At 36.0% G+C, this 14,759-nt stretch carries 10 protein-coding genes; 6 read left to right on the top strand and 4 right to left on the bottom strand.

The genetic code is table 11. From position 1 onward, the window contains the following. Window positions 1–40: 40 nt before the first annotated feature. Window positions 41–1,759: a diflavin flavoprotein gene (locus VB694_RS01365; protein WP_323358512.1), complete on the bottom strand. Its 1,719-nt coding sequence runs from the start codon at window positions 1,757–1,759 to the stop codon at window positions 41–43. 208 nt (window positions 1,760–1,967) lie between these two features. Between VB694_RS01365 and VB694_RS01360 the strand changes: the two genes are divergently transcribed. The 6 genes from VB694_RS01360 (at window position 1,968) to VB694_RS01335 (ending at window position 6,561) form a co-directional block, all read left to right on the top strand. Then, window positions 1,968–2,333, top strand: coding sequence for a Lin0512 family protein (locus VB694_RS01360; protein WP_323358543.1), 366 nt, complete (start codon window positions 1,968–1,970; stop codon window positions 2,331–2,333). 38 nt (window positions 2,334–2,371) lie between these two features. Beyond that, the gene (locus VB694_RS01355; RefSeq protein WP_323358511.1) at window positions 2,372–3,109 is read left to right on the top strand and encodes a DUF3598 family protein; all 738 of its coding nucleotides are present in this window, start codon (window positions 2,372–2,374) and stop codon (window positions 3,107–3,109) included. 109 nt (window positions 3,110–3,218) lie between these two features. After that, window positions 3,219–3,557: a hypothetical protein gene (locus tag VB694_RS01350; protein WP_323358510.1), complete on the top strand. Its 339-nt coding sequence runs from the start codon at window positions 3,219–3,221 to the stop codon at window positions 3,555–3,557. A gap of 218 nt (window positions 3,558–3,775) precedes the next feature. After that, a complete protein-coding gene (locus VB694_RS01345) occupies window positions 3,776–4,696 on the top strand; it encodes a restriction endonuclease (RefSeq protein ID WP_323358509.1) in 921 nt (306 codons plus the stop codon). 25 nt (window positions 4,697–4,721) lie between these two features. After that, window positions 4,722–5,894, top strand: a complete 1,173-nt coding sequence (locus tag VB694_RS01340; RefSeq protein WP_323358508.1) for a DNA (cytosine-5-)-methyltransferase — start codon at window positions 4,722–4,724, stop codon at window positions 5,892–5,894. Window positions 5,895–5,901: 7 nt separating this feature from the next. After that, window positions 5,902–6,561: a restriction endonuclease gene (locus tag VB694_RS01335; RefSeq protein ID WP_323358507.1), complete on the top strand. Its 660-nt coding sequence runs from the start codon at window positions 5,902–5,904 to the stop codon at window positions 6,559–6,561. Here VB694_RS01335 and VB694_RS01330 read toward each other — a convergent pair. From VB694_RS01330 to aroA, 3 genes are all read right to left on the bottom strand, one after another. Then, entirely contained in the window at window positions 6,553–7,965 is a 1,413-nt protein-coding gene (locus VB694_RS01330; protein ID WP_323358506.1) for a peptidylprolyl isomerase, read from the bottom strand. The two genes, VB694_RS01335 and VB694_RS01330, sit on opposite strands and share 9 nt — an antisense overlap. A gap of 117 nt (window positions 7,966–8,082) precedes the next feature. Beyond that, a complete protein-coding gene (locus VB694_RS01325; protein ID WP_323358505.1) occupies window positions 8,083–13,191 on the bottom strand; it encodes a DUF4114 domain-containing protein in 5,109 nt (1,702 codons plus the stop codon). A gap of 197 nt (window positions 13,192–13,388) precedes the next feature. Next, window positions 13,389–14,738 (bottom strand): 3-phosphoshikimate 1-carboxyvinyltransferase, encoded by a 1,350-nt coding sequence (aroA, locus tag VB694_RS01320; protein WP_323358504.1) that lies wholly within the window; start codon window positions 14,736–14,738, stop codon window positions 13,389–13,391. Window positions 14,739–14,759: the final 21 nt, after the last annotated feature.

The raw sequence follows: 14,759 nt of genomic DNA, 5'->3' as shown, positions 1-14,759 counted from the left end.
AGTCCCTATTCCCCAGTCCCTATTCCCTATTCCCCAGTCCCTAATAGTAATTTCCTACTTTACGATGACGTACTGCGGTTACTGCTTCTGGTTTGGAGACTTTTCCATCTTCGACTGTGCAGTATAAAATCCAATGATCGCTACATTCTATGCTGGTGATTACTTCACATTCCATGTATGCGAGTGCATCGGTGAGAATTGGTGAACCGTTTTTAGCAGTTTGGGTTTTTACGCCGTTAAATCTATCTGCACCGGGCGCTAAACGCTTGAGGAAATGTTTTTTCAGGTCTTGATAATTTCCTTCTTCCAGAACATTAAGAACAAAGCGATCGCCTATTTGTAATAAGCTATCAATCGCTCTATCTTTAGCTACAGCCATTGTAAATCCTAAAGGCTGTAAACTAGCTTGTGTTACCCAAGAAGCGATCATTGCACCACTAACATTTTCTTTTTTAGCAGTCACAATATATAAGCCACTGCTAATCCTACCCAACGCTTTTTCCATGTTCACGTCGAGGGATTTAATTTGTTTGATGTTGCGTTCTCGCATCACCAATTTTCCCAACTCTGTACCTGCTTCTTCACAATTTTTATAAGTTGATTCACCAGGAATTTCTTTGATGCGAATGGCTGGAAATGCTTCTTTAATGCCTAAATCAATAAATTTGCGGCGGATGGTATCAATGGGTTCATCATCACCACCATAGGATTCAAATAGTCCTACTACTTGCTTATTTTTGGCCACAGATAATAAAGAACTGATGCCAGCTTGTGCAACAATAGAAGAACTGGGAGGCATTCCCATAATCAGACCTGATGCTCTACCTGCTAATTCTTGAATTTCTTGTTGTTCGGCTGTGTGCAGATCAATTACTTCTACTCCTACACCAGCTTTTTGCAGACCATCACCAATTGCATGAGCTAGGCGATCGCTATGACCATAACCGGAAACATAGAACAAACCAACAGTAGTTTCTTTTGTCGCTTGTCTTTGACTCCAACTATGGTAACACTCGGTCAAAATATCTAAATGATGATGTAGTAATGGTCCGTGTCCGTTAGCAATTATGTTAATTTTGCCAAGTTCACCCATTCTCTTCATTGCATTCAACAAAGAACGAGCATTAGGACCCATTAAGCAATCATAATAAAATCGAAAATCGGGTTCTATGGCTTCTAAATCTTCATCAAAAGTGCGACTATCACAAAAGTGCATTCCAAAAGCATCACAAGTGTAAAGGATTTCGGTTTTGCGATCATAACTGAAGATAGTATCAGGCCAGTGTAAATTTGGCGCACTGACAAATTCTATTTCATGTCCTTTACCAATATTGATGCGATCGCCACTTTTAACAATTCGTTTGGAAAAAGGATCATGTACCAAACCTTCTAAAAATTGCAATGCTACTTTAGAAGCTAAAACGGTCGCTCTTGGTGCTAACTGTAATACATCTTCTACCAAACCACTATGATCTGGTTCAGTGTGGCTGACAATTACATAGTCAATTGTTTTAGGATTAACAAGTCCTTTCAAAGTATCTAAATACAATTGACGAAACTTCTGATGAGAAGTATCAATCAGAACAGTTTGTTCACCTCTAATTAAATAAGAATTATAGGTTGTACCATTTTGCAGTCCAAATTCAATATCAAAACGATCTCGATCCCAATCAAGAGAGCGAATCGCTGTCGTATTAGGGGCAATTTCTACAGTTTGTATAGTTAACCTTGGTTCAACTTTCTCTGAGATCGCTACCATGATTCGTCTCCGAGTCCAAATAATATTTTCTTCTCCCTACCATTTTCTTCCTAAAGTCTTTTTTAAGTTGTAATCAAGAATATATTTTGAAAAATTAAACTTGTATTAATTGATGCTGTTTTTGAGCATATTTTTTAACTGGACTGCTGAATATTTGGTAAAATGATTCTTGACAGTTGATCTGGATGTAAATACTCACCATTTATCTATGGCACTAAAACGCTTTATTATCGAAATGGGTATGGGTGTAGACCAACATGGACAAGAACCGACAGTAGCAGCAGCGAGAGCAGTTAGAAATGCGATCGCTCACAATGCTTTACTGGGTATTATGGAAGTAGTTGGGTTACAAGACCCCAATGAAATGATCGTAGAAGTCAAGGTTGCAGTACCTTACCCCGAACAAGTAAGATCAGCAGAAGTATTAGCTGTGCTTCCCTTCGGTCGTAAAACCCTCATACTAGAAGCTGGGGGAATGGTAGTTGATGGGTTAGCAATTGCTTCCCTCAATGATAAAAATGATGAAATGTTGATAGCAGTTGCAGCGGTGACAGTTTTAGTGGAAATTGAATAATCAAGAACCAGAAAATATATATACACAAGATCATAAATATGGAAGCACAACTACAAAACTGGGATTTTTTCTTAAAATATCATGTCAATTGTGACTGGTATGGAATTTGGTCTAGATATTCACCAAATGGAGACATCATTGAGTCATTTGAAGGGGTAAGAAGTTTTCACGCTAATGAAGATGATAGTGAAGTCACACATCAAAATTATTTAAAATATGCCGATGGTAAAAGTGAGACAAAAACCTTTGGACCATACCAAAAACCAACTATCAGAGCTTTATTTTTAGATAATAGCTTCTCTGCTGGTTCTGCAATAATAGAACTTGGATCAATTTTTGGTTTTGAAACAGGGTTTAGATATGAAAATAAGCGAGCAGAAGCCATTGCCATTTATAACGAAAGTGGTAACTTACACAAAATTACATTCATTGATGAAAAATTAGTGACTTTACCGAAAGTAACCACTAATTTACCTCCCCAAGAAATCAGCGGTAATTTGCAAGGAACAGCCAAAACTATTACCTCAGATTTACAAATCTCCTCACCCATAGCAACATCATGGCAACCATTAGAAAATTTAGCCAAAGATTATCAAATTTTGCATTTATCTAACACTGTTTCCATTAGTTGTCCTCAAATAATAGTCGGGGGAGAAGAATTTTTTTATGTAGTAGATTGGCTGGTGCGTCCTAGTTTATTACTACGTGGTATCCGTAAATATGATGCTTCTGGTTTTACAAGTTTCACCTTAGAAACATTCGATCTGATTGATTGACTTTAATTTTCTGCGCTAAACTAAATCTATGAATAAATCTATGAAGATTTATTGGGAACATCTCTGGTAGTAAATTCAATAAAAAATCTAACTTCATTACTCCAGTGCAATGTCTCAAGAACCTAAAAAATCACTCCAAATTCAGGAGATTATCGGATTAAAACCCCAACACTTTGCCGACTTAATTAGAACTGCACAATTAGTTTTTGACCCCTGTGCAGGACTTTCCGGTAGAAATATCAAAGTTAATTGGGAAGACTTTGGGATTCCTCACAATGTAGCGGATAATCTCAAAGAAATCGGTCAGGAATATCAGTATGCTTCTCCTCACATTCCCCCGGAAGTGATTTGGGGTAAGTTAACTACTGAATCGCGAATTTGGTTCATTGAAAATAAAGATATTTTGTGGCGGTTTGAAGAAATTTTCCCTGCACTTGACGAAGATTAGAAAGCTTCTTCATTCTCAGCAATTTACTTTATAAAAAAGGGTAAAGGTTTTTTCCTTCTCCCTTCCCTCTCAGCATTTTGATCCCACATTCCACACATCAACTCTCACAAACGGTAATTACTAGAATAATATCTTTATTTCACGCAGAGTCGCAGAGACGCAGAGGAGAGGTTAAGAGTATGGTATAAAAAATATGGTAGGTTAATTTGTGATAAAAGATGACTATTCCTGATTTTCAATCTATTATGCTTCCTTTGTTGCAATATGCAAGTGATGGTAAGGAACATTCTTTAAGAGAAGCTATTACATATTTAGCTGATATATTTAATTTAAGTGATGAGGAAAAAAAGGAATTATTACCCAGTGGACAGCAAGCAGTTTTTGATAATAGAGTAGGTTGGACTAGAACTCATTTGAAAAAAGCTGGTTTATTACAAGATCCAAAACGCGGATTTTTTCAAATTACAGAACGAGGAAAGGAAATACTAAGTCAAAATCCTACGGAAATCAACCTCAAGTTTCTTAATCAATTTCCAGAGTTTATAGAATTTAAAACCAGTAGAAAAGATAATGATAAATCAGAATCAGAAATTATAGAAATACCCGAAATATCTGAAACAACACCCCAAGAATCTATAGAGTTTGGTTATCAAAAAATTAGAAAAGAATTAGAGTTAGAATTATTGAACCGTGTTAAAAGTTGTTCACCTGATTTTTTTGAACGGTTGGTAGTCGATTTATTAGTCAAAATGGGTTACGGTGGTTCAAGACGTGACGCGGGGAGAGCGATTGGTAAAGGTGGAGATGGGGGAATTGATGGGATAATTAAAGAAGATAAATTAGGTTTAGATATTGTTTATATTCAAGCTAAACGATGGGATAATACGGTTGTAGGTAGACCGGAAATTCAAAAGTTTGTCGGTGCTTTACATGGACAAAGAGCGAGAAAAGGTGTTTTTATTACTACTTCTAAATTTTCTCAAGATGCTAGAGAATATGTATCTATAATAGATAGTAAGATTGTTTTAATAGATGGACAAGAATTAGCGCAAGTAATGATTGATAATCATGTCGGTGTATCAACTGTCTCTATTTACGAGATTAAAAAAATAGATTCAGACTATTTTACAGATGAATAAACGTATCTTTTAAACTTAACTATACATGAAAACAAACAACATAAAAGCTGTAGAATTATTTGCTGGTATCGGTGGTTTTCGCTTGGGTTTGCAAAATGCAAATATTGAAACTATCTGGGCTAATGATATCAATGAACTAAGTTATCAAGTTTATGAAAGTAACTTTGGGAAGAACTCAATAGTTTTAGGAGATATCAACAAAATTCCTATATCAAATATGCCTAATCATGATATTTTAACTGCTGGTTTTCCTTGTCAACCATTTAGTCCTGCTGGTAAAAAACTTGGTGTGAGAGATAGCGTTAGAGGAACTTTATTTGAACGCATTGTAGAAATTATAGATGAGAAACAACCTAAATATTTTTTCTTGGAAAATGTCAAAAGACTTTTAACAATGGAAAATGGCTATCATTTCCGAGTTATTTTAAATGCACTATCTGAATTAGATTATTTGATTGAATGGAGAATTATTAGCCCCATCAGTTTTGGTATACCTCAAAATAGAGACAGGATTTTTATTTTTGGTACTAAGTTAAATTCAACAAATATAACTCCTCAGCTTTTAGAAAGTAAATCAATTTTCTTAACTCAACCAGATTTGATTGATTTAGAAGACATAGAACTATTAATAGATAAATATATGATACCTATAGTTGCCAATAAAGGCAAAAATTATAACTGGGGAATAGCTTATAAAAATCAAATGTTAACTCTAAATCTTTCGGCTTTACCGGATATTAAACCTAGACAGAAACTAAAAGATATTCTTCAAGATGAAGCAATGGTAGATGGTCAGTTTGATTTTACTACTGACACTTTAGAACGGATTAAAAAAAGTAAGGTTGTAAATCGTTATTGTCATGGTGTGGAATTATTATATAATCAAGATGGAGGTTCAAGACTAGGTTATACAATATTCGGAATTAATGGAATTGCATCAACCTTAACTGCTTCCACATCAAGACATTATGAACGTTATCAAGTAGGTGATAAATTTCGGCGTTTAACTAATGTTGAATATGCCAGATTGATGGGTTTTCCTGATGATTGGTGTCGAGTAGCAAGAATTTACGATCAATATGCTTTGTATGGTAATGCAATTGTTCCTATTTGTGTAGAATGGGTATGTCAAAGAATTGGTAAAATAAATATTGAGTTTACTAAATCTAATTGGCAGCAATTAAGTTTGGCAATTTAAATAAATAATGGAATTACTAACTTTAGAATCTTTGAAAACTGCTGCACGTCATTTTTGTTTAGAACTAAGTGCAGTACCAATCCATAATTTGTATGGGGTTACAGATGGTAAAGCCGTAGGAACTTATGTTGAATCTGCTTTTAATCAATATTTATCTACAAGGTACGAATATACCCTTGGTAGTGCTGCATTAGGAATTGATTTTCCTGGACTAGAAGTTGATTTAAAAGTAACATCAGTGAGACAGCCTCAATCTTCTTGTCCCTTTAGAAATGCCAGTCAAAAAGTCTATGGTTTAGGATATAATTTATTAGTATTTGCTTATGAAAAGATTGATGATCATAGTTCTCGTAATGCTAATTTAAAATTCCAGAATGTTGTTTTTGTAGATAAGGAACGGACTGGAGATTATCAAACAAGCTATGGTATCAGAGAAATTTTACGCCGCAATGGAAATAAAGATGATGTGATAGCTTTTTTAGAAGAACGCAATTTTCCTTTAGATGAAATTGGCCGCGAAGCACTAGCACAAAGAATTTTGCAACAACCACCAGAAATTGGCTACCTGACAATTTCCAATGCTTTACAATGGCGATTACAATATAGTAGAGTTATCCAAGTTTCCACAGCAGGGACAACAACAGGTATAGAAAATCTACTAGTTTAAAAACATATATGACTCAGGATATTGCTGTTTAATCACAGAGAAAGCATAGTTGAGATTGCGCTGGTATTCAATTGTTTTTTGCTGTGCAACAAAATAGTTAGGACTGTCGGATTGAACGGCTTTCATTAATGAGATTGCACTTTGCCAATGTTTGACTACACTTTCCCAATCTTCACCAGAGGTAGCTGTTTGAGTTAAGTTGGCAGCAGTTGTAGCATGATTAACAGCAATACGAAAACTATTTTGAATATATTGACGTGCGTATTTTAAATTACGCTCATATTCGTTAATTTTTTGGTTAGCAATTGCTGACTGAGGATGGTTTTCGGGAACAGATTTTAAAAGTGCGATCGCATTAATCCAAGACTGTGATACTTGTTTCCATTCGTTAAGATTTTTAGCAGTTTGGGTAAGATTTGCTGCTTTATTAGCTTGATTTATGGCATCATAAAAAGCATCATTTTTATAAGTTTTAGCTGTTAAAGCAGCATGGGATAAACTTGATAAATCTGATAAATAAAAACCGCTCACACCTCCTGCTAATAAACACAGAGATGAAGCTGTGGCTAATTGCATATTTTTCCATTTATTCTCACTTGCAGCAATATAGTTATTTGTTATTTCTGGAAGTTCAACAGGATCATAAGCAATTATTTCTGCATCTTTATCTATAACTTGAGGAGTATTTTCAATCATAGAATTGGATGTAGTAATTGGTGATAACTCTAGAGAGTTTCCATAATTTGCAACTTGTAATTTCAACCAATCTTCAAACATTTCTTGAAGTAATTCCTCCCGCATTTGTTCATTCAGTTGAGCAGGAAAAATATTTTCCAATCGGACAATAATAAACATTTTTTGTAGAAAAAACAAAGGTGGAATTTGACCTGGTTGAAGATTACGCAGAATATTTGCCAACTGGGGATCAAGATTCCCTAATTTATATTTACCTACCCAACCGCCATTTTTTGCTTCTGCACCTTGGGAATATTGTTTAGCTAAATCGGCAAAACTTTCTTCACCTTCCTGAATCCGAAAATAAATTTCCTGAGCAGTTTCGCCATTATTAATTTGAATTAAAGAGAAAGATACTTGATCTAAAAGTTGTTTTTTTGAAAAAAAGTAAGATTCAACTTGATTATCCCAATTTAATCGTTTGAGTTTATGGATTTTTAATTGACGAACTGCAACAGATTCTATGTTTGTGGGATTGTTATTTATTTGCGGTGTTATCTGAGAAAATGATTTCAATTCATCCAGTGTATATGGAATATCAGCAATTGCTTGTTCAATAATTATCTCTTTAATAATTTGAGGCAGTAAATTAGAAGATGAGAGTATAGAAATTAACTCTTCTCCTGTAATTTTTTGATTTTGATTTTTAATTTGTAGAGTAGTAGTCATAGTTCAATAGATTAGGTGAATGTAATTTAGTATTCTGGAAAATCTGGAAAATCAAGATTGTTGGGGTGAGGAAACCCACCCTCGATTCAATCTTTTCAGCCATTAAATCTTGATTATCTAAGCAAAGTTTACTTGCACAATAATATCATTATAATCTTTGTCACCTCCATTAAACAAATCTTCAAAACCAAAAGTATTATCTCCCAACTGACGAACGTGATCAACACCATCTGGGTTAGCTCCCATGAAAGCAAAATAAGCTAATGGACCATTTCCTACGGTGTTATTGGGATTATTAGCTAAGAAAGATTGACGGGAACTATTAGCAATGAGATAAGGTGCAAGCAGACCTTGTAATTGTGCAGAATCTATACCATCACGGGTAAAATGAGTCATGCTACGTTCTGATATTGCTGCTTGAGCATAACCAGCATCTCCTGGTTTTAAATCTCCAATACTTCCCGTTTCATCATCGACGATATACCAACCAATAGTATTGTTATAAGCTGCTTCACTAGCTACTTTAAAGTTAGCTTCTACTGTGCCTAAATTTCTCAAATCAATTAGTTCTATTTGACCTTGTAATCCTGTACCAATAGGTGTAGAAGTTGTATCAACAACTTGTACATTCATGACTAAATCATCAAAGGTATTATTACTACTATTGAGATTGTCTTTCCAAGCTAGGGTAAAGGCTTCATTATTTAAGTCAGAGATTTGCAGAGGGTCAAAACTATTATTATTTGCGGAAGGAAGAGCAAATAAAACATTAGCGGGAGTTCGTCCAGATGTGAGGTCAGATAAAACAGTTGTAGTAGTGCTATTTTGAACTAAATAGAATACTAAGCGATCGCTTCCCTCAAAATCAAATAGACGGCTAAATTCTACCCCTTCTAGGACATTATTAGGAAGTGATGAAAAGACAACTTGGGAATTTTCTAAAGCCGTCTGGAGATAATTAGAATCATCTGGAGTAATACCATTAATGCTACCTTGTTCATTGTCAACTTTGAAAACTCCGATTTCATTAACAAAATTACTCTCATTTTCCATAAGAGTGAAACGAACTTGAGCAGTTCCACCACTACCAGAAAGCTGAAATATATTATTATCAGCCCTTGTTAAGATGAGTGTTCCTACATTTAAAGTTAGAGAACTTTGATCGTCTTCATTACCATTATTATTATTGGGAATTGAATCGGGATCATTTTCAGAAACCGAGGTTATTTCAGCAGTGTTTACAAAAGAACCGGACTTGGTAACAACCGCAGTAATATCAATGGAACGGCTAAGATTATCTCGAATGTTTCCAACATTCCAAATACCAGTATTGCTATCATAAGTACCTTGTTCTGGTGTTGCAGAAATAAAACTCAGTCCGGTTGGTAACAGATTAGTGACCTGAACGCTAGTAGCACTTCCTGGTCCTTTATTGGTTAAGGTTAAGGTAAAAGTAACTTCATCCCCAACATTGGGATTAGGATTATTTACAGTTTGTGTTAATTCCAAATCAGCATTACTAGGTTCTAGTGAACCTACTAATTGAGATTGAATGAGAAAGTTATTGATCACATTCAAATCTGCTTCATTGCTAGTAATGCTAGTTGTACTTACTAAGTTACCCGCAGTAAAAGCATTAACCGTCAAGATTACTGTTGCAGATTCACCACCATTAAGCTCTCCTAGTTCAGCAGTTACAGTACCATCAAAGTTTGTAAAAGCAGTTCCTTGACTAGATGTAACATCTATGAAATTTACACCTGAAGGTAAATTTTCGGCAAGAATGACTCCTGTAGCTGGAGATGTCCCATTATTAGTAATAGTGAGAGTGTAGGTAAAGTCATCTCCTAAAGAAATTGGGTCTGTAGGATTAGTTCTAACAACGGATAATTCTACAGGAGCAGGTGGAGTATCAGTGATAGTTGTCGTTAACGTATCTACATCATTAGTAGCATCAGGATCAAAAGTATTACTCAGAATAGTTGCTGTGCTGGAAAGATTACCGATAGTATCAGGAGCAGTAACGGTAATATCAATTAACTGAGTTTGACCTGCTGCTAAGTTACCTAAATCAAAAGTCAGAACATTATCTGTTTGTTGAGAAGGTGTCAGTGAAGCAGAAACAAAAGTCACTTCTTCAGGAAGAGTTTGAGTGAAGATAACACCCTGAGATTCAAAAGTACCATGATTACCTACTGCAATGGTATATGAGAAATTATCGCCAATTTCTACTGGATTCACATTAGTCGTTTGAGTAACTGATAAATCCGCTTCTTCTGTGATTAATACTTTTCCTGAAGAATAACTAAAAGCTGGGGGATTATTTTCATCAACAACCATTGCATAGATAAAATATTCCCCTGTCGCTACTCCTTGAGTATCCCAGATAAAATTACCAAAACCATCGGCTTCGGTTAAACCATCTGCAAATAAAATCCCGTCAAATCCTAAATTATCATTATCGTAAAATAGTTTAATTTCTGCATTGGAATCAGCATCAACAGCATTGTAACTAATGGTAACTTGACCACCATTAACATCTATATTTGGGTCAATAATTTCGATAGTCGGGGCTTCTGAATCTGTAGCTGCTGTATATTGAATCGCTCCTAAACCAGTTTCATCTGCTACTTGAATATCCCAAATACCAGGTATGGGGTTAAATATGATAACCACTTTACTAGTTGAATCAGTTAATTCATCAATAATCGCTATATTGTTAGCTTCAAATTCTGCTTCGGTGATAATTGAACCATCTGGAGTTTCTATTTCAATAGGAACATTATCAGAAATTTCTGTTTCCCAATCAGCCCCCAGAATAATATATTCCATATCTGGAGTAATTTCATAGCTTCCTATGGGTGGGATATTTTTAGCACCAATGCGCTCAAAATTACCGTCAAAGTAGCCTTTGAAACCCAAAACAAATGTTTTTTCAAATCCAAATTTTTCAACTTTTAACTCACCCCAAGCAGCAGCAAAGTCATTAGATAAATTCCCATCATTGCTAAAATCAACTAAGAAATTACCTGAACCAATTTTTGCTCCACCAAATAAAGGAATAAAATTGGGAATACTTGCACTAGCAGCACCTCCCATATTGATATTAAAGTTGGAATCAGTTTTAAAACTACTATTAGTAGTAATTAATCCATCAAGAAAGCTAAAACTACCTTTTTCTTCGTAAAACTTTTGATTCCAATTTAAAGTTGTCTGGGTAGTAGCAGTTCCAATTTTATCACTAATAATTGTTACTTTACTACTACCAGTAGCTTGTTCAGGACTAATTTTACCATCTAAATCCAGACGAATTAGTGAGAACCCACCGATTTGAGGACCTAAAGTTGCACCTAATCCTCCGCTAAATTCAATCGGATCATTGTCAGATGGAGCAAAGTTTTCCACACTACCTGCTAACCTTTGGAAAAATATGAAAGGAAATCCAGGGATGGGAAGTTGTATATTGAGATTGTCAATATTTACGGAGACTTTATTCAGTTCTACAGGGGGTAGAGGAAGTTTAAAGCCTAGTCCTAAATCAACAACTCCTGCGTTATCCGGTGGGAATTTTGCTTTAAAAGGAAATTCAACTTTAGTGCTACCACCAACATCTTTGTTTTGAGTATCAATATCTAGCTTGAGTTCTTTTAATCCCCATTCTCTAGGTAGCTTAATATCTGTTTCTACTGAAAGAGAGCCTTTAACATCTGGGTTTCCTCCTTTAATTTGGATATAATTATCACCTGCTAAATCAATGGTTATGTCTTTAACTTGTTCAAGTTTAGTAAACGGCTCAATAACTAATTTTCCTTGAATTTTGATCGCATCTTCTGGAGCAATATACTCTATAGAAAAATTAGAGAACTCTTTGATGGGAAGAAAGCCAAAAAGGTCAAAGTCGTTGAAATTAGGTGTAGAAAACTTAACACTTGCACCAAAATTTACATCATCTTGACTAATTAATAGTGCATCAGAACCACTAAAAAGATATTCAAAACCTAAATCTAATTCTTCTAAAAATTCAAACTTTGCCCCAAGAGCTAATCCATTAGGATTAATGGTTAAACTACTAAAATCAACATCTAAACCACCTACTTGAAATTCATTAGTTAACGTATTAGTTTTTTCTGCAAATGATGTAGTTGTACCAGTTTTGAGATCAATAACAAATTGCCCATCAAATAAAGGAACAGAAGTGATACTTCCTGTACCAATTAGTGAAGAAACAACTCCATCAACCGTAATTCTATTTTGGTCATATTCTACTTTTCCATTGATTTCCAGCATTTGAGAAATGCCATCTGTACGACCAATATAGATAGTTCCTTCACCATCACAGTCACCATCTTCATCAGTGTCTTTAAACTCACCACCAACTAACTCAATAAAGAAAGGACCTATATCGGGACAATCTTCAGTAGTGACACTATATTCCCAAAGAGTACCTTCATCATTAGTTGCTACGATAACTTGAAGTTGATCAGAATTTCCTTCAGGAATCTGAACTTGCCCACTCTTATTTCCTGAAACAAATCCTGTATTAACGAGTTCTTTACCTTCATAACGAATAATAAATTGATCAGGAATTTCAAAGAATTCAAATGAGTATTTAGCAGTTCCTCCACCGTTAGATTCTAATTGAACTGTCTGTGTACTTCCTTCAAATCCACCACTGTCAGATATATTAGCCTTTTCAATTTCAAAAACTTGACCACCTAAAACAACAGTTGCACTATCATCTTCAGCTTTTAACTGTTCTAACTGAGACTGATTCAAACTTTCCCCACGCACCAAAGCTGAAAAAATCCTCCCTTCATCCCCTGGTGAATCTGCACCATGATTGATCAAATCATCAACATAATGACCATATTCTTCCAATAACACCTTAACAACTGCATCTAAGTTGTTAATATTTGCACTCAAAAACTCTTCCGCTAAATAAATGCTATCTGTTGCTGCTGCAAAAGCCCCTAATGCACCGTCAATTTCATTGCTGGAAACAATCTCGATTTTTGGTATGATCACCATGCCATTTGCCCAAGCACCCTGTAACCCTGCTGGGGATATACCAAAGGACAGTATCATCTTGTCACTAAAATCTGCTTTTTGAGCAAACTGCTGAAGTTGTGATTGTGCAGACTGGACTGCTGTTTGCACAACATATAGCAAGTCTTTATGGGGTAGCCCATTTAAGGTCAGTGTAGCAAAGGATTCTGTGAGTTTCATCTGTTTAACTGGATGCTTGATGTAGCGATTGTGAGATTATTTTTAATCAAAAATACACTAAAGCATCCCTATAAGCAAGTGATACTTGTCACAAGTTACATTTATTTACTGACGAGAACAAATTATTAAAAATAACCCTAACAGGCATAATAAATCCCCGAATTCTCTCAGAAATCGAGGATTTGTAATTATTCCCTTTACCGACAAACTTCCGTTAAAGTGCTGGTAAAATTAGGATAAGAAATAGCCGCAGCTTCAGCACGGTGGATGGTAGTAGTTCCACTAGCATTGAGAGCGGCGATCGCTAAACTCATACCTATTCTATGATCTGTATGACTGTCTACCTCAGCACCCACCAAAGCAGTACCACCAGTAATTTCCATACCATCGGGTAATTCCGTAATTTTACCGCCCATTTTATTGAGTTGTTGCGCCATCACGGTAATGCGATCGCTCTCTTTAACTCGCAATTCCGCCGCATCTCTAATAATGGTTGTCCCTTCTGCAAATGTCGCAGCTACCGCTAAAATGGGAATTTCATCAATTAATCTCGGTATAATATCCCCCGCAATGGTGCAGCTTTTTAACTGACTAGAACGCACCCGTAAATCTGCGACTGGTTCCCCAGCCACTTCCCGCTGATTTTCCATTTCAATATCTGCACCCATCATTGACAAAGCTTCTAAAATTCCCGTGCGGGTGGGGTTGACACCGACATTTTCCACCACCAACTCAGAACCAGGAACAATAGATGCAGCTACTAACCAAAAAGCCGCAGAACTGATATCACCAGGAACAACAACTTTTTGACCATATAATTTCGCATTCCCCGTCACAGTCACACTGTTAGTTTCTGGGTCTATACTTAATTCTGCCCCAAAAGCCCTTAACATCCGTTCGCTGTGGTCTCGTGATAAAGCAGGTTCTGTGACAGTAGTTTTACCGTCAGTGTTTAAACCAGCCAGCAAAATACAGGATTTCACCTGCGCCGAGGCGATCGGAGAATGATAATGAATAGGTTTAAGAGCTTGTCCTTGAATTGCTAAAGGTGCTAAATTATTATCTTTGCGTCCCCAAATTTCAGCGGCCATTTGTTGTAAAGGTTTGACAACACGGGACATAGGACGCGATCGCAAAGAGTCATCACCTGTCACCGTAAAAAACCGCCCTGGATGGGAAGCTAACAAACCTAACATCAGCCTGATGGTTGTACCAGAGTTACCCGCATTTAACACATCCAGCGGTTCTTGGAAATTACCCAAACCAATACCTTTAACCCGCACCAACTCTGTATTTAATTCGGAAATTTCCGCACCCAACGCCCGAAAACAGTGAGCAGTGCTGCGGGGATCTTCGCCTAAAAGCAGTCCTTGAATCTCAGTTTCACCTTCAGCGATCGCACCCAACATCAAAGCCCGATGGGAAATAGATTTATCCCCAGGAACGAGGATGCGACCTTGTAGAGACAGTCCAGCGGTGGGACGCTGAATCATTAAGTTATCAGAACCGTTTTCTTGAGTTTTTAAAGTTATAACAGCAGCTGACATTAGGATACACTAGCTTTTGAA

It is taken from the genome of Anabaena sp. UHCC 0451 (assembly GCF_034931405.1).
Classification (GTDB): Bacteria; Cyanobacteriota; Cyanobacteriia; order Cyanobacteriales; family Nostocaceae; genus RDYJ01.
The sequence above is the reverse complement of the archived record's forward strand: the minus strand, read 5'-3'. Positions and strand labels throughout refer to the sequence as shown.